This window comes from Halobacteriovorax sp. HFRX-2_2 (genome assembly GCF_043196705.1).
GTDB lineage: Bacteria > Bdellovibrionota > Bacteriovoracia > Bacteriovoracales > Bacteriovoracaceae > Halobacteriovorax_A.
Window position 1 is genome coordinate 341,217 of sequence record NZ_JBEBMT010000002.1, and the last position, 17,394, is coordinate 358,610.

Below are 17,394 nucleotides of genomic sequence, written 5' to 3' on the forward strand. Positions count from 1 at the left end.
TTAGATACAATGATATTAACGATTTGCGTCATGCGCAAGAATGAGAAAAGAGTACCAGGAACAATTTTGGGGCGACTAAATTCATTAGTTGATACATTTCTAATCTTGATGTGCCTTTGTGTTGCGGCCTTTGCTGGCAACCAAGTTTTCAATACATCATATATTCCACCAATCATGGGTGGGGAGCGCATTACTTTAGGTCAGGTCTTCGAGTTACAAAATGATGTGAGAAGAAGAAGTTTTGATAACTTCTCTTGGCATGACCTAGGTTCAAACGAGGCGCTCTTTCATAACGATCGAATTTTCACTGATAAGAACTCTACAGCACAGTTAGAGTTTAGTTCTGGCAATCGCATCAAAGTGTCTGAAGAAAGTCTCTTCAAAATCACTCAAGAAACGGATGGAATTAATCTTAATATCGAACAAGGTGTTATCTTTGCAACTCTTAATAATGCCAATGAAGCCTTTGTCGTAAAAGTAGGTGATCAGATATATGAGATCACTTCGAATGATTCAAAGATTAAGATTTCAAACTCAAATGGTAACAAGGAACTTTCAGTTCTGGATGGGAAGGCAAGTGTTAAGCTTGGAGACCGCGAAGAAACAATTGAAAAGGGTGTAAGAGTTCTTCTTACAGACGAAAGTTATACTATTAAGCAGAGCTGGCCAAGTGAGTTTTTACCGCTCGATGGTGATGTCTTTTACGTGAATGAGAAGAATTCAATTAAATTTAACTTCAATGAAAAAGTAGGGAAGTTATTTGTATCGAAGTCTCGCTCGGCCTTTGAAAATGGAGAGGCCCATGAAGTTAATGGCCTTAAAGTTAGCGTTGAAAACTTATCTGAGGGAATTTTCTATTGGCAGGTAAATGATGAAAATAATGTTTCAACAGAGAAGTCTTTTGAGGTTGTCTATGAAGTCGTACCTGAATTTGAAAATCTGGATGAAGCACAAAATACGATCTTAGTAGATAATGAAAAACTTATTTATACTCAGGCATTTGATGAAATTGAGTTAATGGTTAACGGAAAGTTATGGGATGATTATGACTATGACGAAGGAGAGCTTAGGCTTACTTTTGAAAAAGTCGGAGACTATGAAGTTTCATATCGTAATAAGGATGAACGACATCCTTATGCACTTTTTTCTAAGCCTGTCCTAATAAAGGTCGTCACAAAGCCTGGAGATATTGTTTTAAAAAGACCATTTAATGGGGAAGAATATTATTTTTATCATGATGGCGTTGTTAAGTTCTCTTGGGAAACACAAGACCTCTTTAGTGAAGTGAGTACTTATCTCGTCTTAAATGGTAAAAGACAATTAGTTGCTGGAAACACATTTACAGCTTCTGTGAGTGAAAGTGGAGAGTACCTTTGGTCACTTGAGTATGTCTTAAATAATGAAGTGATCGCACGCTCAAAAGAGAATAAGTATCGTGTAACTTTTGATAATGATAATAGTGCTCTTGAACAGGGCCGTAAGATTGTCGTTAAAAAGCCGGGAGATGTAATTGATCTTACTTGGCAACAGCAGGGAAGTGACAAGTTTGTTGTTGAGATCTCTCGCGATCGAAACTTTAAGGCGATTAAAGAAACAATTGAAACCTCGGAAAGTAATACAAAGCTTCTTATTAAAGAACTAGGGATTCATTACTGGCGTGTGAAGAATGAAGAGAATAAATTCGTTCCTCCTGTGAAGATTATTATTGTACCTCCACCACCGCCAAAGGCTCCTCGTATTGATAAAGTGGAAAAGAGAGTTCAGGTTATTAAAAAATCTCTCCCTCTGGCCATTTTAAATCTATTAATTGATCAGGCATTTGCGCAAGATAATATTGAGCTAAAGTGGGAGCCTGTTAGTGATGTTAAAGAGTATCGTATTCAGATTCTTGATGGTGAAAAAATCATTGTTGATGAAAAAGTGAAGCTTAATCGTTTTGAGTGGAATGACTACTTAACAGGTCACTTTCAATGGAGAGTATCAGCAATTGATTTTTGGAATCAAGAAAGTCCATTCTCTGCATTAGAAGATTTAATTATTACAAAGAAATTTGGTGGAGCGAAGGGGATTGATCTTATCTCTCCAAGACACGGCCTTGCTATTAATGAAGGCGATGTGGTCGAGATGAAGTTTAATCAAGTTCGAGGTGATAAGTTCTTTATTGAAATTTCAAAGGATAAGTACTTTACAAGTGTTAAAGAAATACCTCTTGGAAAGAAGACAACATATACGTTTAGAAATAAATTAGAGTCCAGCTTTTACTGGCGTGTTAAGGCCATCGAGAAAAAAGATATTATCTATTCAAAGAAGAGAAGGGTAGATGTTGCTCGAAAAGAAGTCGTTCAACCTAGAAAGGTTGAGAATGTGATGATTTCTAAAAATACGATGAGAGAAAAGAGCTGGTACTTTGGCTACGCCCCAGAAAAAACAAATTATGAAGTTATTAACAATGGAAAGAAAATTGTTGTTGATGATATGAATTTCATTTCTCTTTATGGTGGCCACAAAGGAAAGCTTGATAGCTATCACTACCTTGTTGAACTTAAGCATTCAAGTGGAGTTGTCTTTGACGATCTTGGCTTTAATCAATCAATTTTTAAGGGACAAGTCCTAAAAGAATATCAGAGTTTTGATTATGGGCTAACTTCACTTCTAGAGTACCGTAGTGAACTTGAATATAATGGTAGCGAAGTTACCTCAAGTGCACAGTTCTATTTAAATCTCGGACTTACTGGTAAGTTTCAATATGAGAAGCTAAGCCTTTCACTAGATTATTTCTTCTTAAATTATGCAGGCCTTAGCGCTCAGGTTAGTTATGAGATTAGTCGTAATTACGAAGTTGGGATTAACTTAGAGACGAGAAGTAATTCCAAGATTGATGCCGACTCTACTAATATCGCTCTTCTTATCCAATATAATTACTAGAAAATATATTTTATGGACTGACCAGTATATGGGCCAGATTTTAGGCCGAGTAATCTTCATATTCCCTTCTAAGTCATTGAAAACCACAAAAAGTAAGGCCATTTTCGGGGCATGCCGATGGGCGCTTTATAATTAAGACAGGTTAAAACTAGAACTTGTGAGGGCATTTTGAAGAGAGAAAGAAGGCCACATTCACATTTATATTCGGCAAAGCTACTTGCTTTTCTCGTTGGGGTTATGTTGGTTGCCTCTTCTTGTGTTCCACAAGATGAGATTGAGGATTTAGTTAATGTTCCGGGAGCTGATTTACCAACGCTTCCAAATCTTGATGTCGCTTGTTACCAAGATGTGTATGCACCTAAAGAAGAAGATATTACGAGAAATATCGATATCCTGGTTATTCCAGATACGTCTGCTTCAATCATTGCGGAAAGGGCACAGATTGCAGAAGGCTTTAATGCTTTCTTAGATGTTCTTCCTGCAGCAGCTGATGTGAATATCGCAGTTATGCTTGGCCATGGTTCGGGGTCTTCACGTTTTGGGACGTTATATACAAAGTCGACTGAGCCAACGATTCTTTCGAATCGTTCACTGACAATTGAAGAAATTAAAGCACACTTAAGAACTAAGATGGAGAACCCTGCTGGTGACTACCGTACAGATGGTGGAGAGGCCGGTCTTGCATCTCTTAATCGTGCGCTTGAAGATGATTACTATAGCAATATTCAAGAACAGGGCTTCTTTAGAGAAGATGCGGCCCTCGTTGTTGTCTTTGTCGCTGATGAGCAGGATATTTGTGCCATCTATCCGGAAGGTGTAACACCTGTTCCTGATCCACAAGGTGGTGAGGATCGCTCACGTATTACAGAATGTTTTGATGGAGATACACAGGTTGTTACTCCAAAGAGTGTCTTTGATAAGTTAAAGGCCCGCTATACTGATCGTCCGCTTGTAACAGGTGGAGTTATCTATAATAATTTAAGTACTATCCCATTTGGTGGAGAAAATGAAATTGGATATGGGTATAAAGAGTTTGTCGAGTTCGGTGGTGGGTTTACTGTCGATATGGCAACAGGTGAGTATGGTGATGGTTTATCTAAATTAGGTACACTTGCCATGTCACGTATTGATCCAGTTAATTCATTTAATCTAGAAGTCGCAAATATTGATACGAATACCATTCGTACTTTTGTTGATGGAAAGGAAGTTGAGTACTCATATGATACTGAACTTAATATTGTTTCCTTAAACGAAGAGCGTGGGCCTTTCTCAATTGCAGCAGTTCAATACTGTGAGAAACCTTCTGTATCAAAGCAAGTCATTCAGATCGTTGCAGGTGGTTCTCACTCTTGTGCGCTTATTGCCAATGGTGAAGTAAAGTGTTGGGGAGACAACTCAAAAGGTCAGCTTGGTCAGGGAGATACTGTTGATCGTGGTGATAATGAAGATATTAATTCGATTCCTGCCATTGATTTAGATGGAGAACTTGCACTACAAGTTATTGCAGGAAATCTTCACACATGTATTCTAACGGAATCTAATAAAGTTAAATGTTTTGGTGATAATACTTATGGACAGTTAGGGATGGCATCAACTGATACGCTTGGAGATGACGAACAGCTGTCTGAATATGGTTATACTCAAATTGGTGGAATTGTAAGAAAGCTATATGGTGGAACTTATCATAATTGTGCTCTCTTAACGACAGGTGATGTTCGTTGTTGGGGACAAAATTATTACGGCCAACTTGGAACAGGTGATACGGAAATTATTGGTGATGATGAAACACCGGCCGAAGGTAATCTTGTGGCACTTGGTGCTAAAGCAATTCAAATGGATATTTCATCCATGAGTTATCATGCCTGTGCTATTTTATCAGGTGGAACTCTTAAGTGTTGGGGACGTGGAACTCACGGACAACTTGGTTTAGGAAATACAGACAGTATTAATTCACCAAGTTTAGCAACACCAACCCCTAAGGGAGTTATTGCTGTTACAACAGGTGGTATCCATACTTGTGCCCTTCTTTCTGACTCTACAGTTTACTGTTTTGGGCATAACTCTCAAGGACAGCTAGGGGATGGAACTAGTGAGGCCATGGGTGATAATGAAACACTAGAGAATCACACAGCACTTGATTTAGGCTTTGAAGTAGCATCTGTTGTTGCTTCTAATACAGCAACTTGTGCAATCTCTAAAGGTGGAGAGGCCAAGTGTTGGGGGAATGGATCGTCAGGTAAGTTAGGTCAAGTAGGGACAGCTAAGATTACAGGTGATCTTGCAAACCTTCCTGCAATTGAGCTAGGTAAGAGTGTTTCACAAGTTTCTGGTGGGCTAAATCACCACTGTTTCTTAACGACGGATGAAGGCCTTGTAAAATGTATTGGTAATGGTAGTAAGGGACAACTTGGTAATGGAAATACTGAGTCTATCGGTGATGATGAATCACCAGTACTAACAAGCTTCCTTGCTCTTTTTAATATTTAAGAAATTAATTCCAAATAATAAAATCATAAGAACGATGGCACCGAGAATACTTTCATTATTCGGTGTCATATCTTCTCGAACTGCACACCCTGGCTCAATTCCTGATTGAAGAGTTTCAAATCCACTTGCTCCAAGAGTTACTATCGTCGGAGTAGGAGAGTAAGAGCCACCAACTCCAGTGATAACTCCGTCAAGTTCATCAAGACGAATAATTCCATCGCCTCCGTCTCCGCCGGCCCTTCCTAAAACTCCACCTGCGGCTCCACCGGTACCTCCTGAGGCATCGAGAGCTGAATTGAGTTCGATATTACCAACTGCTTGTAAGAAGATAACTCCACCGGCACCACCACCTGAACCACCAGAATCTCCAAAGGCTGAAGTTGTGCCCGGCTGTCCTACTCCACCATTGGCCAGAATAGGAGCGTTGATATACATATCTCCACCTGCGGCGATATGAATAACTCCACCACCACTTCCACCAGGTGTTGCTCCACCTTCTGTTGCACCACCTTGCTCGCAGCCACCGCCACCATTTCCGCCACCGGCACCACCAAGCATTTGTGTTTCAAGATTTAAAGCTGAGTCATATGTTACAGATGTGGAACCAGGGGCACTAAGAGTGTCTGATCCATCAACTGGTCCTGAAGAAACACCTGAGCCACCATTTCCACCAAGGGTAGCATGTGAGCCTCCGGCCCCTCCGCTTCCACCAATATCGGCAAAGCTTGAGCCACCACAGGCCGCATCCGTTGCACTTGAGCCTTCTGATCCTGGAAATGCTGCTGGACTTAACCCTGCACCGTAGCCTCCAGCAAGACCTTCTGCGACTGATATCGAGTGACCAATTGTAACGTCACCTTGAACTTTTATGATGAGGGGATTAGCTCCCGTAATTGTAATTGCACCTGTTGTTGTGAGGTCTGTACAATTATAGGTTCCACTAGGGATTGCTCCTGTCCAGCTACATGAAAGATCACTACCGTCGCCAGTATCAACGGCGCCAAAAGTAGTTGATGATATTAGTAAGAATATAGGTAGGATAAATCTCTTCACTGAAGAAATTTTAACATATCTTAGGAATGTCTTTAACTAGGTATAAATGACTAGAAATTACCTTGGAAGAAGTTAAAGCGAACGGCCTCAATATCTTTTCTTCCCTGGTTATATGAGAAGAAGCTTTGCTTTATAACTTGAGAGCGTACTTCAATTTGCTTGCTTTTCTGGTTGAAAATAAACTCAAGTTGAACTTCTTCGTTTGTTGCCTTTAGGTAGACATCATTTCTTTCAATTTTGTAGCCACCAATTTTTCTGATGACACTTGCAATCTTTTCAATATTTTCTTCAGGTGTGGCCCCAAGCATTTTAAAAGGCATGATGTAGCTAGAAGAGGCCTTCTTCTCTTTTGAAGAAAGACAATTGTCGATTGATGGGCAAGTGAAGTTGTCCAGACTCGCAGACTCTTGAATAAGGAATTCTTTTGAGCAAGATGTTGTCGTCATAAGAATTGCGGTAATCAGTGATAGTCTAGCGAGTCTCTTCATTAGTTTAGTCCTTCTCTCTTGATCTTAACTAAAACATATGGTTGAACAATGAGGTATTGGAATTCTGTATTCTCTTCTTCCCATGTACCAATTTGCTCATCAGTTGGGCGAAACATTTGCTCATCCGCAAGCCACTTCTTAATATACTCAACCTCATCGCGGGCCATGGTAAAGCCAACAGCAGCAAGTTCAAGTTCATCAGTGACCATAAATAATGCTTCTCTTTCATGATGTGGTTTTAAGAGATCCCACTTTGCATCATCGATGTCGTTAGCTAGTCTTTCTAATAGGTTCTCATTATTATTTTCATCGTTCATATTAATTTCCTATTAAATTGCTTTCATCATTTGTTTATCATTATTAATTTGTGCAATTAACTTCTCATCTGTATCGATGTAGTTAGATGTATGAACTTTCTTGGCCGCTTCTATTAATTCTTTAGAAGGCTCTTCCTTGTCCATTTCATTCTTAAGAAGAGAGTAATATTCTCTTTCTAGTTTGTTCTTTTTCTCTTCCTTCTTACGGTAGTAAGGAGTAAGGATAAAGAGGAAAGCAAGAACGGCAATCATCGACCATACGATATGATAAATTTTCAAAAATACACCTCATGATTTAGTTTCGTAATAAATATACTATGTTAAAATTGCTCTGTGAATGATTTAAAGAAACTAGTTATTCTTGCCCAAGGCGGCGATACAGAGGCATATCACGCCTTTTTGGAAACCGTATCTCAAACAATAAAACGAATTGTTTCTTTTAAAGTATTTAACGAATCTCACCGCGACGATATATGTCAGGAAATATTAATAAGTATTCATCATTCACTCCCAACATATTCTCCTGAAAGACCAATAATGCCTTGGATTAACTGTATTATTGAGCGTCGAATTATTGATTACATTCGTAAATACACGAAATTAGAAGAAAGAGAAGAAATCTTTGATGAGGCCGTCACAAAAGAGGCCAATGCAACGAATAACAATATAGAACGACTTGCTGTAGAACAGCAATTAGAGATGCTTATTGAGAAGTATCTAACAGAAGAATTACGTAGGCCACTTTTGATGGCAAAGCTTGAGGGGCATAAGACTAAGGAGATTTCAAGGGAGCTTGGAATTTCTGAAGCGGCAACTCGAACGAGAATTTCTCGCGCAATGGCAAAGCTAAAAAAAGCGGTTAGGATTAATAATGGAAAATGAAAAATTAATAAATTCATTGGTCAGTGACTTAAGGCCTGTAAAACGATTGGCCTCTCCGGGGATTCGTGCGATGCTATGGGCCGTGCCACAATTTCTTCTTAGCTTCATTGCTATTTCAATAAGTTCACCAATTGAATTTAAGTATATGTTAAATGCACAATTTATCATTCAAGTGTTATTTGCCATCGTTGCTCTTGGTATAGGCTCGTATCTTGGTTTTGCTAATACTGTTCCTGGACTTCTTAGTGAAAGGAAGGCCAAGCTTGCTTTTATTCCATTTCTAATTTTACTAGGACTCATTATATTTAATATTATTTACCCAGTAGGACTCGATCTTACACATGAGCATCGTGCAAATTGCTATCAAGAGTTAAGTGCTCTGATGATTATTGGCTTTGTTCATAATTACTATATGCTTAAAAAGGGCTTTATTGCCTTTAGTAGTGCAACTGTTGCGACAGGCTTTTTAACAAGTGGAATGATTCCATTGGTCATTCTGTACTTTGGATGCTCTTTCTCAACTCAACACTTAGTTGTATCTCATTATCTTCCAATTATTGTGATTACAACTTTAGGTTTATTAATTTTTAAATTAACTAAAAAGATTAAATAGAGTGTAACTATTTTAATTATAAGTTCGAATAACAAAGTAAGAAGAATTTAAGCTTCTTAAAAGAAATACTAAAGGAGAATGTTATGAATTCTAAAAAATCACTATTAATGGGTGCTGCAGTTGCAGGTCTAATGATCTCTTGTACGGGAACAGAAACTAAGATGCCTGAAACTTCAGCGAATGAAGTAATGTGTTACGGAGTAAACTCTTGTAAAGGTCAAGGGGCATGTCACGGTAAGGTTGATGCTTGTAACGGTAAGAACGGATGCCAAGCAGAGCTTAAGTGTGGTGGACAAAACTCTTGTAAAGGTAAAGGCCTAATTAAGCTTTCAAAAGAAGACTGTGAAGCTAAAGGCGGAAAAGTCGCTAAAAGGTAAGAAATGCAAAAATACGGTGTTGGATTAAGACATACTCATTTTCCATATTTAGAAAATGAGCACTCAAAATCTCAAGAAGGTGTTGAGTGGTTTGAGGCCCTTCTCGAAAATTATATGGGAACTTTTGGACGGCCATATAAAATGCTAGAGAAGATTAGGGCCGATTATCCAATAGCGTTTCATGGAGTTTCTCTATCGATTGCATCTAGCGAAGACTTAAATTTTGACTATATGAAAAAGGCAAAAGAGTTATATGATAACTTCGATCCTTTCGTGACAAGTGATCATATGTGTTGGACAGGGCATGCCCATTCAAACCTACACAATCTTTTGCCTTTTGCGTATACCGAAGAAAATCTCGATTCAATTACAGAGAAAGTCATGAGGGTGCAAGATTTCTATGGTAGGGAGATGACCTTTGAGAACCTCTCTGCTTATTTCACCCTGAGAAACTCCACAATGTCCGAGGCCCAATTTCTAAATGAATTGGCCAACAAGAGTGGTTGTAAAATTCTTTTAGACTTTAATAATGTCTATGTGAATGCAGTTAACCAAAACTTTGATGCCAGTGAGTTCTTTGAAACAATTGACTCAAAGAACGTTTCTCAAATTCATTTGGCCGGCTACTCTGACCTTGGAACGCATCTCTTTGATACCCACTCTCATCCTGTTCACGCCGAGGTATGGCAATTGTTTAAAAAATATTGTCATAAATTTGATGTTCCAATTCTTCTCGAATGGGATGAAGACATTCCTGAGTTTCCTGTCTTAGAAGCTGAAGTCTTAAAGGCAAAGGAGATATTTAAAGGAGCTCAATTATGAATCATCATGAGTTTCAAAATAAATTTTTAAAGGGTGTCCTTACTAAGGATATCTCAAAAGATATTATGACTGAGATGATTCCCATTGGAGAATTATCAAATGAGCAAGTACTGGAAGTTTATCAAAACGATTATCGTGCACGCTTGCAAGAAGTAATTGGTGATAATTATGAGACTTGTTGGTTTGTTTTAGGAGACGAAGACTTTCTGGATATCTCACTTTCTTATGTTGAATCTAGGCCATCAGAGTTTACCAATCTTCTTCATTACGGTGATGACTTTCCTGATTTCATTGCCTCTCGTGTAAAAGAGTTTTCTTTCATTAAAGACCTTGCAGAATTTGAAAAAACGTTTTGGCACTTATTTCATCAAAAAGATAATCTTAAATCCTTTAATCCTCAAGAGCTAGGAGAGGGAATCTTTGAAACCCCTTTAAAGCTAAGAGATACCTTCTCTCTTTTTTCATGTGATATTCAGTTGTCCGAGCTTTGGCAGATGCGAAAAGGGGATAGTAGTAAGACCTTTAATGACATTCAAGGCAATGAGTTAACAATTCTTTATAAGAGAGAAGAGAAGATGCAAATTCAGGTCATCTCAGAGGGAATTTTTGAACTCATCTCTAACCTAAGAAATCACGAAACAATTCTTTCTGCTGTGGAAGATATTCAGGAAGAGAAGTTAAGTGATCCAAATCTGTGGTCAGTTTTCTTCAATCTTCTTGGTTATATTGCTGAGATCAAAAGCAAATAGATCCTTTGCAATTTTTAGACAATCTTCAGTCACAGGAGATTCAATAACGATATCTTCTTGAGTGATAGGGTGCTTAAAGCACAATTTATATGAATGAAGAAAGATGCGATAGAATTTATAATCTTTTCTAAATAGGTTGTTAATTGAAGAGTGTCCATACTTAGTATCACCAACTAAATTATGCATTCGTCGTGAGAAATGCTTTCTTATTTGATGTTGTCGGCCTGTGAAGATTTCAATATCAACGAGACTATACTCTTCATTCGTTGAGATTCTTTTAAACGCTGTCTTAGCGTCTTGAATACCCTTATCCGTTTTAATTGGAAAATCGTATACACCTTCTTTCTCTGCAATCCCCTTAACCATGGCAACATAGTGTTTAGAGACATTGTCACTATTCCACTGCTCTTTCATAAGTCTTGTTGCTTCTTTTGATTTTGCAAAAAGGACAACTCCTGAAACGGGCTTATCAAGCCTGTGAATCGGAAAGAGGTATAGGTCTGTTTGCTTCTTGAGAGATCTAAGTAGACTTCTACGATCAGAGCTTCTTTCCTTAAAAGGATGGACTAAAAGATCACTAGGTTTAGTGGCCGCAATATAGTGATCATCTTCAAATAGGACTTGGATTTTGTTCTTCACGTCTAATTTATAACAGATTAAGCGGAGATAAGTATATGAAATTTTAGGATGTCTTACTCTTTTACTAAGGTACTGTGTGTAAGTTACCGATATGTGAAACGTGAGAATACTAAGAGAGAAATTATATTTTATTTTATTCATATGCATGGGAGTTTCACTCTTTGCTGGGGCGTCAGAGTCTGGGGTCCTTTATCGCAATGGAGAGACTTCAATCACCTATGATCGAAGTAAAGATCAATTTATCTTTCGAGATGGAAAGTCGGTTTCTGAGTATTCTAGATTTCGCTACAATGATTTAATTCTTGAAAAATTTAACCGCATTCCTGTTGAGGATCACGGAGAAATTGAAAGGCGCTTAAAGTTAGTAAAGCAAACGTACCATCTTTCGGCCCCTGCTCCTGAAGAGATTCTTCAAGAAAGTTTAGCGGTTGCTGCTAAAATTAATGAAGCAGATAATTACGGATGCGGTGATTCTCGAATAAATATTGGAGATGATAAGGTCGCTTTTACTGCAGAGATCGAAATTGAAAAACTTGATGTAAAAAAAGAAGGCCTCTTTGGTCTAGGAGAGCTTGAAGGTGCTGAATTTGAAGTCAATACATCTAACGATAACCCATTACACGGCGGTCTTATGGCCCTTGGAGTTACTAATTTTAACGAACGTGATGGTATTGAAGGGGATGATCGAGGACTAACTTTTGGGGCCAAGCTTTCTGCTAAGTTAAAATTTGAAAATGGTGAAGTCCTATTAAGCTATAATTCGAGGGCCTATACAAAGCTTGTTGAAAAATCATGTGGAATGGTTGAAATACGTGGGCGTTTATACGAAAGATTTTGCTACCAAAATGATGATGGAAGTTGGAATCAAGAAGGTATTAATCGAGACGATATCGATATTAGTGTTTACCGAAAATTAGGTGATGATAAGAAATCTTTTGTCCAACTTGGTGCAGGGCTAACGATTCTAGATGATAATGGCCTTGCTATGAATACTCAAAGGGCCTGGCATAAGATGTCTAAAGGTGCTGGTACGGTTCAGTATAAGAATTATGGCCATATGGAGCAAGTCATCTCACCTAAGGCCACTTTTAAGGTTGGAAAGATCTATGACTATAAAAATGATGAAGGAACTATTTCAACAACTTCTCAGTTATATACTGGTGGCCAACTCTCTCATATAAGTGGAAATGAGAATTATATTGGAGTGGGAGGCGAATTTAAGGTTAAGTTTGAACCACAAGATAGCAATGGGAAATTTCCAGCTGTCGAGACACGCTTCTATTATGATGGGCAATATACTCAAGAGGGTGAGATGAACCACTATTACGGTGTTGAGGCCAAGACAAATGTTTACACAACGAAGAAGTCAGTTGTCTATATTAAAGCGGGGATGGGGATTGAAGATGATCACTATACTCGTGAATATGAAAAATATGGAAAGTCTTTTCTTAATCCAAACTTAGATATTCAACATTACTTAGGTATTGGTATCGAAAAAAGGTTCTAAGCGTAAGCAAAGAACCTTTTCGACTATAGAAATTAGATCTTATTTTTCTTGATAGATATGAACATCTCTTTGAGGGAAAGGAATTGAAATTCCTTCTTTATCAAATTCTAATTTTACATTCTCTTGCATATCAAACATTACTTGCCAGTAATCAGCTGACTTAACCCATGGCCTTACAGCAAAGTTAACAGAGCTATCTGCAAGGGCGGAAACAGCAACAACTGTTTCAGGCTCGTTAAGAATTAAAGGGTGCTCTTTTGTAAGTCTCATGAGAACTTCCTTGGCCTTCTTAATATCATCGCCATAGCCAATTCCAAAAATCATATCAACTCTTCTGATACTTTCAGCTGAATAGTTAACAATACTTCCCGATGAAAGAGAACCATTTGGTAGAACAACCGTCTTATTATCTGCCGTATTTAAGATTGTGCAAAAAAGACCAATCTCTTTTACTTTCCCAATAAAACCTTGTGCTTCAATAACATTTCCAACTCTAAATGGTTTGAAGAAAAGGATAAGGACACCACCTGCAAGATTCCCAAGAGCTCCTTGAAGTGACATACCAAATGCCAGACCGGCGGCACCAAGCATAGCAACAAAACTAGTCGTCTTAATTCCTACCATTCCAATGATAGTAATAAATAACCCTATCTTAAGGGCAATACTTACAATTGAAGTAATGAATCCTCTTAGAGAGAGTTCAACTTCTTTCTTTTGAAGTGCTTTATCAACAAGTCTATCAATGAAATTGATAACTTTAAGTCCGATAATTAGGACAACAATTACTTTAATAAATTGAATCCCATAATCTGCAGCAATATTCGTTAGTTTTTCAACATTGGCTTCGTTTAATAATTCTTTCATTTATTCTCCTAAAAATTCGCCAGAAGACTAATTGTTGTTTTGTAATCGTGTTGATCTCTTCCTTCAACTGGTTGGTTCTCATACTCCCAAAGGACACCAGCTTTAAGAGAGAATGTGCTATTAATTAGCATACGAATTGAAGGCTCCATATTAATAATATAGTTTTCACTATGCTGTACACTTGGAATATATTCGAGCCAGTAGCGAGCTGTTACACCTTTTCTTAGCTCTTTACTCACTTCGTAGTATAGACGCAGTTTTTGCTCATGATTATCAGGCTCATTTTGAACGAAGTTTTCTCTCGTATAACGATAACCAAGTTCAGCTAGCATTTTGAATTTATCTTCATCAATAAACTTATACTTAAAACCGACGTCGATATTATTTCTTGCCCAGAAACCTTTAAATCGATCTGATTCAAATAGGTCGGCAGCAAAGATATCAACTTTCTTTGAAAGGACATGGTCGAAACGAAGTAGGGCACTCCAATTCTCATCATCAACTTCATCATCTGATTCACCGTAAGAATAAGTCCCATTGAAAGTAAGAGTATTCGTTTCCCACTTATATGAGTTGCGGGAAGCAAAGTCATAGGTCTTTTTGTTAGTATTTCCACCAGAAGCAATGAATGTTACTTCATCTTCCGATTTAAACTGAGCATGGGCAAATTGGCCAAATAAGATGGCCATAACTAAAATTTTTTTCATAACAAGATTCCTTTATAAAAAACTATTTTATGTTCATCATTTATATTTACGTTCCTAAATTCTGTCTATTTATCTTAACTATGATTAACTTTTTTGTACAATTGATCCTTTAGCTAAAAATGCCAACTATCATTGGTTTGAGATAACACTTATTGGGAAGCATTAATTATTGGGCCACTCATTACAGAGACTTAGAAACTGATAAAAAAACTAGATTAAAAATAGTCTGTTTATCGGCAAAATGGGGCAATTGTTTGTGCGAAGTGTTTTTCTCAATTAAAATTACTTAATTGAGAAATTGGAGCTATTAATGGAGTTAATCGAACCATTCTTGAATGCTTTACTTGAAGTATTCAAAAAACAACTAAATATTCCACTGCTGGCAGGTGAGGTTCATCCTAATTACGAATTTAAAGATACTGTTGATATCGTAGGGCTAATAGGAATAAGTAGTGAGAAGATCAATGGGGAACTTGCTCTTTGTTTTAATAAAGCTAGTTTTCTAACAATTTACAACACAATGTTCTCTGAGAATGAAAAAGAGCTTAATGAAGAAATTTCTGATTCCGCAGCTGAGTTTGTAAATATGGTGCTTGGTCAAGCAAAGGCCGAAATTAATAAGATTACAGGGCTGACTGTTGAGAGAGCAACTCCTGAAGTTTTTGTAGGAGATGGTGTAAAGAATGATCGCATCACCGGGCCAAGAACTGTAACAATTCCTTTTGAGCTTCCAGTAGGGATGGATAAGCAAGTATTTTATATGAGCTTAACAATAGACGAGTAGTAAATGCATAAAAAAATATTTCTAATTTCTTTTCTATCTATTTTTCTTTTTATTTCATGTAACAAAAAGTCCTCTCCAAAAGCTGAACTTAAGTATTGGAATGACACTCCTGTAACAAAAAAGATTAAGACTTACTTAAAAGATATCTCAGACGAGAAGTCTAAAAACTTTATTCCTAAGAGTGAGAGAATAGCAGTCTTTGATAATGATGGAACACTTTGGGGTGAGTACCCAATGTATGTTCAGTTTATTGCGCTGTTGGACTTCTATAAGGATATCATTGTTGGGAAGTATAATAGAAGCAATGCTCTAGTCGATGAAGTGGTGGAGCAATTTCCAAATGTAAAAGATAAGGGAAAGCTTTATCAGGCCCTGCTTGATATGCAAGCCGGAGTTACTAATGATGAATATATGGAGTACATGGCGAAGTGGCTTGCAACTAAAAAGCATCCGAAGCTAAAGAAGAAGTACACGCAACTCGTTTATGCTCCAAGCGTTGAGCTGATGAGAACACTAGAAGCATTTGATTTTAAGGTTTTTATTGTCACGGGTGGGGGAACTCACTTTGTTAGGGCCTTAAATAATATAGTCTATGATCTCCCTTCGTATCAGATTATTGGGACAAGATTTGGAAAGAAATTTTCTGAAAATGGTAAAGTTGAATTTCAAAATCAGGCCAAGCTTGCTTTCTTAAATGACAAAGAAAATAAACCTGTGGGGATTTTAGAACATATTGGAAAGGTTCCAGTTTTTGTTTTAGGAAATTCAGATGGTGACTTCGCAATGGGGAAATATGCAAGTTTAAATTCAAAGTTTAAGTCATTTGTTGGAATTATTCATCACGATGATAGCGCACGTGAATTTGCATACGATAGAGATTCTCATGTTGGAAAATTAGATAAAGTTCTAAGTGAAGGGGATAAGTACTTCGTAAACTTAATCAGTATGAAAAAAGATTTTAAACAGATCTATTTTTCTGAATCAGATAAAGTCCATCACGAATAGGGAGCATGGTCTTATAAAGGTCATCTCTCGATTCAATATAGTTATTAAAGTCCACAAGAGCGTTCGTCGTCTTATCTTCTGGATCGATGGTCTCACTAGCAACTTTACCGTTCCAAAGCACGTTATCGACTACGATCATGCCATTTTCACTCAGTAGCTCAAGAGAGAGCTCAAGGTAGTTCTTATAACTTCCTTTGTCTGCATCGATAAAGACGAGATCAAATTTTTGACCAGCTAAATCTTTTAAGACTAGATTTGCATCTCCGAATCGGGCCTCTATCTTATTTCCTACTTCGCTACGGTCCCAATAGGATTTTGCAAAAGTATTAATCTTTTTATTCTTATCAATTGTGATAACTTTTCCATCACTTGGAATATTCTCGGCCATGGCCAAAGCAGAGTAGCCAGTGAAAGTTCCAATCTCTAAAATATTCTTGTAATTATTTGAACGAATAAAGAAGCCTAAAAGAGAGGCCACTAGTTCGCCAGAGATCATGCGCCCAAGAGGGTGATTATCTTTTGTATAATCGCCCAGCTCGACGCAAAGATCACTTGGGATATTTGATTTATTTAAACAATATTTTTCAATTTCTTTTAAATTTTCCACTGAAACTCGATTAGTTTATTTCCGCTTACTTCATCACAAACGCTTGTTAATTCTTTTGTTAAGAATAGCATAGAAATATAGGCATTGTATTTAATGATATATTTAAAACCTGGTGAAATGTAGCGGTCTAGCTCTTCTTTAAGTTCCATACAATTTGGAGAGTCAGTCATATATGATGTTTCAAAATCAAGTCTCTTAAAACCCTTCTGTCTTGAGAAGTCAGCGCTATAGAAACATTGCCCATCATTAGATTGAACATCAAGAATGATTCTTCTTGTCGAGTCAGAAATCCCTAACTTTGTAAAAGAGACATCAAGGGCCGCAATCTCATTTGGTGCAGCTACTTTATCGCGAAAGCTCTTACAGGCAAAAGTCGTAAAATCAGTCACAAACTTCATATCTGTTGCACTAGGTGTAAGTTCGTTGGCATAAGTTGTTGATATCATGAGAATAACTAGAAGGAGTTTTTTCATCTTTTCGATCCTTTAATACTTGTTTGACAGTTGAAACATTAATTTTTCTATTCATACTCCCGTCCGGCTAAAGAGTAAAGTTAGTATGAAATTTT

The 17,394-nt window shown here is 37.4% G+C and carries 19 protein-coding genes; 10 read left to right on the forward strand and 9 right to left on the reverse strand.

What is annotated here, in order from left to right:
* The first annotated feature begins 9 nt into the window (after positions 1-9).
* Together ABMA79_RS06825 and ABMA79_RS06830 are read left to right on the forward strand one after the other, a co-directional pair.
* Positions 10-2,925 (forward strand): FecR domain-containing protein, encoded by a 2,916-nt coding sequence (locus ABMA79_RS06825; RefSeq protein ID WP_393091231.1) that lies wholly within the window; start codon positions 10-12, stop codon positions 2,923-2,925.
* Positions 2,926-3,093: 168 nt separating this feature from the next.
* Positions 3,094-5,412 (forward strand): RCC1 domain-containing protein, encoded by a 2,319-nt coding sequence (locus ABMA79_RS06830; protein ID WP_393091234.1) that lies wholly within the window; start codon positions 3,094-3,096, stop codon positions 5,410-5,412.
* Here ABMA79_RS06830 and ABMA79_RS06835 read toward each other — a convergent pair.
* From ABMA79_RS06835 to ABMA79_RS06850, 4 genes are read right to left on the reverse strand one after another with little or no spacing between them, the layout of a single operon-like run.
* Positions 5,380-6,465 (reverse strand): hypothetical protein, encoded by a 1,086-nt coding sequence (locus ABMA79_RS06835; RefSeq protein WP_393091237.1) that lies wholly within the window; start codon positions 6,463-6,465, stop codon positions 5,380-5,382. The genes ABMA79_RS06830 and ABMA79_RS06835 overlap by 33 nt on opposite strands.
* Positions 6,466-6,515: 50 nt before the next feature.
* On the reverse strand, positions 6,516-6,953 hold the full coding sequence (locus tag ABMA79_RS06840; protein ID WP_393091240.1) for a DUF1499 domain-containing protein: 438 nt from the start codon (positions 6,951-6,953) through the stop codon (positions 6,516-6,518).
* Positions 6,953-7,270, reverse strand: coding sequence for a DUF2288 family protein (locus ABMA79_RS06845; RefSeq protein WP_393057290.1), 318 nt, complete (start codon positions 7,268-7,270; stop codon positions 6,953-6,955). The genes ABMA79_RS06840 and ABMA79_RS06845 overlap by 1 nt, the downstream gene beginning before the upstream one ends.
* A gap of 12 nt (positions 7,271-7,282) precedes the next feature.
* Positions 7,283-7,549, reverse strand: a complete 267-nt coding sequence (locus ABMA79_RS06850) for a hypothetical protein (RefSeq protein WP_392858651.1) — start codon at positions 7,547-7,549, stop codon at positions 7,283-7,285.
* A 54-nt stretch (positions 7,550-7,603) separates the two neighbouring features.
* Between ABMA79_RS06850 and ABMA79_RS06855 the strand changes: the two genes are divergently transcribed.
* From ABMA79_RS06855 to ABMA79_RS06875, 5 genes are all read left to right on the forward strand, one after another.
* The gene (locus ABMA79_RS06855) at positions 7,604-8,152 is read left to right on the forward strand and encodes an RNA polymerase sigma factor (RefSeq protein WP_392912351.1); all 549 of its coding nucleotides are present in this window, start codon (positions 7,604-7,606) and stop codon (positions 8,150-8,152) included.
* Positions 8,142-8,765: a hypothetical protein gene (locus ABMA79_RS06860; protein ID WP_393091243.1), complete on the forward strand. Its 624-nt coding sequence runs from the start codon at positions 8,142-8,144 to the stop codon at positions 8,763-8,765. The genes ABMA79_RS06855 and ABMA79_RS06860 overlap by 11 nt, the downstream gene beginning before the upstream one ends.
* A gap of 83 nt (positions 8,766-8,848) precedes the next feature.
* Positions 8,849-9,142 (forward strand): hypothetical protein, encoded by a 294-nt coding sequence (locus ABMA79_RS06865; RefSeq protein WP_392858657.1) that lies wholly within the window; start codon positions 8,849-8,851, stop codon positions 9,140-9,142.
* Between the two features lie 3 nt (positions 9,143-9,145).
* The gene (locus ABMA79_RS06870) at positions 9,146-9,964 is read left to right on the forward strand and encodes a DUF692 domain-containing protein (protein ID WP_393091246.1); all 819 of its coding nucleotides are present in this window, start codon (positions 9,146-9,148) and stop codon (positions 9,962-9,964) included.
* Positions 9,961-10,713, forward strand: coding sequence for a DNA-binding domain-containing protein (locus tag ABMA79_RS06875; RefSeq protein WP_393091249.1), 753 nt, complete (start codon positions 9,961-9,963; stop codon positions 10,711-10,713). Before ABMA79_RS06870 ends, ABMA79_RS06875 begins: the two co-directional genes overlap by 4 nt.
* Here the strand turns inward: ABMA79_RS06875 and ABMA79_RS06880 are convergent.
* Positions 10,663-11,352, reverse strand: coding sequence for an RluA family pseudouridine synthase (locus ABMA79_RS06880; RefSeq protein WP_392858664.1), 690 nt, complete (start codon positions 11,350-11,352; stop codon positions 10,663-10,665). The genes ABMA79_RS06875 and ABMA79_RS06880 overlap by 51 nt on opposite strands.
* Before the next feature lie 100 nt (positions 11,353-11,452).
* Here ABMA79_RS06880 and ABMA79_RS06885 point away from each other — a divergent pair, with 100 nt between their 5' ends.
* Positions 11,453-12,859, forward strand: coding sequence for a hypothetical protein (locus ABMA79_RS06885; RefSeq protein WP_393091252.1), 1,407 nt, complete (start codon positions 11,453-11,455; stop codon positions 12,857-12,859).
* A 39-nt stretch (positions 12,860-12,898) separates the two neighbouring features.
* Here ABMA79_RS06885 and ABMA79_RS06890 read toward each other — a convergent pair whose 3' ends face one another.
* Together ABMA79_RS06890 and ABMA79_RS06895 are read right to left on the reverse strand one after the other, a co-directional pair.
* The gene (locus tag ABMA79_RS06890) at positions 12,899-13,723 is read right to left on the reverse strand and encodes a mechanosensitive ion channel family protein (protein ID WP_392858667.1); all 825 of its coding nucleotides are present in this window, start codon (positions 13,721-13,723) and stop codon (positions 12,899-12,901) included.
* 8 nt (positions 13,724-13,731) lie between these two features.
* Positions 13,732-14,430, reverse strand: coding sequence for a YdiY family protein (locus tag ABMA79_RS06895; RefSeq protein ID WP_392858669.1), 699 nt, complete (start codon positions 14,428-14,430; stop codon positions 13,732-13,734).
* Positions 14,431-14,740: 310 nt separating this feature from the next.
* Between ABMA79_RS06895 and ABMA79_RS06900 the strand changes: the two genes are divergently transcribed.
* Both ABMA79_RS06900 and ABMA79_RS06905 read left to right on the forward strand, forming a co-directional pair.
* Positions 14,741-15,214 (forward strand): chemotaxis protein CheX, encoded by a 474-nt coding sequence (locus ABMA79_RS06900; protein ID WP_393091255.1) that lies wholly within the window; start codon positions 14,741-14,743, stop codon positions 15,212-15,214.
* A gap of 3 nt (positions 15,215-15,217) precedes the next feature.
* Entirely contained in the window at positions 15,218-16,219 is a 1,002-nt protein-coding gene (locus ABMA79_RS06905) for an HAD family hydrolase (protein WP_393091258.1), read from the forward strand.
* On the opposite strand, the gene ABMA79_RS06910 is transcribed toward ABMA79_RS06905, so the two are convergent.
* Complete coding sequence (locus ABMA79_RS06910; RefSeq protein WP_392858673.1) at positions 16,173-16,826, reverse strand: O-methyltransferase; 654 nt, start codon at positions 16,824-16,826, stop codon at positions 16,173-16,175. The two genes, ABMA79_RS06905 and ABMA79_RS06910, sit on opposite strands and share 47 nt — an antisense overlap.
* Positions 16,814-17,299: a hypothetical protein gene (locus ABMA79_RS06915; RefSeq protein WP_392858676.1), complete on the reverse strand. Its 486-nt coding sequence runs from the start codon at positions 17,297-17,299 to the stop codon at positions 16,814-16,816. Before ABMA79_RS06915 ends, ABMA79_RS06910 begins: the two co-directional genes overlap by 13 nt.
* Between the last annotated feature and the right edge of the window lie 95 nt (positions 17,300-17,394).

What these genes read in the sequence shown, in the direction of transcription:
- ABMA79_RS06825 (WP_393091231.1), top strand. Translation starts at nt 10, where the DNA reads ATGATATTAACGATTTGCGTCATGCGCAAGAATGAGAAAAGAGTACCA.
- ABMA79_RS06840 (WP_393091240.1), bottom strand. Translation starts at nt 6,953, where the DNA reads ATGAAGAGACTCGCTAGACTATCACTGATTACCGCAATTCTTATGACG.
- ABMA79_RS06845 (WP_393057290.1), bottom strand. Translation starts at nt 7,270, where the DNA reads ATGAACGATGAAAATAATAATGAGAACCTATTAGAAAGACTAGCTAAC.
- ABMA79_RS06860 (WP_393091243.1), top strand. Translation starts at nt 8,142, where the DNA reads ATGGAAAATGAAAAATTAATAAATTCATTGGTCAGTGACTTAAGGCCT.
- ABMA79_RS06865 (WP_392858657.1), top strand. Translation starts at nt 8,849, where the DNA reads ATGAATTCTAAAAAATCACTATTAATGGGTGCTGCAGTTGCAGGTCTA.
- ABMA79_RS06870 (WP_393091246.1), top strand. Translation starts at nt 9,146, where the DNA reads ATGCAAAAATACGGTGTTGGATTAAGACATACTCATTTTCCATATTTA.
- ABMA79_RS06875 (WP_393091249.1), top strand. Translation starts at nt 9,961, where the DNA reads ATGAATCATCATGAGTTTCAAAATAAATTTTTAAAGGGTGTCCTTACT.
- ABMA79_RS06890 (WP_392858667.1), bottom strand. Translation starts at nt 13,723, where the DNA reads ATGAAAGAATTATTAAACGAAGCCAATGTTGAAAAACTAACGAATATT.
- ABMA79_RS06895 (WP_392858669.1), bottom strand. Translation starts at nt 14,430, where the DNA reads ATGAAAAAAATTTTAGTTATGGCCATCTTATTTGGCCAATTTGCCCAT.
- ABMA79_RS06900 (WP_393091255.1), top strand. Translation starts at nt 14,741, where the DNA reads ATGGAGTTAATCGAACCATTCTTGAATGCTTTACTTGAAGTATTCAAA.
- ABMA79_RS06905 (WP_393091258.1), top strand. Translation starts at nt 15,218, where the DNA reads ATGCATAAAAAAATATTTCTAATTTCTTTTCTATCTATTTTTCTTTTT.
- ABMA79_RS06915 (WP_392858676.1), bottom strand. Translation starts at nt 17,299, where the DNA reads ATGAAAAAACTCCTTCTAGTTATTCTCATGATATCAACAACTTATGCC.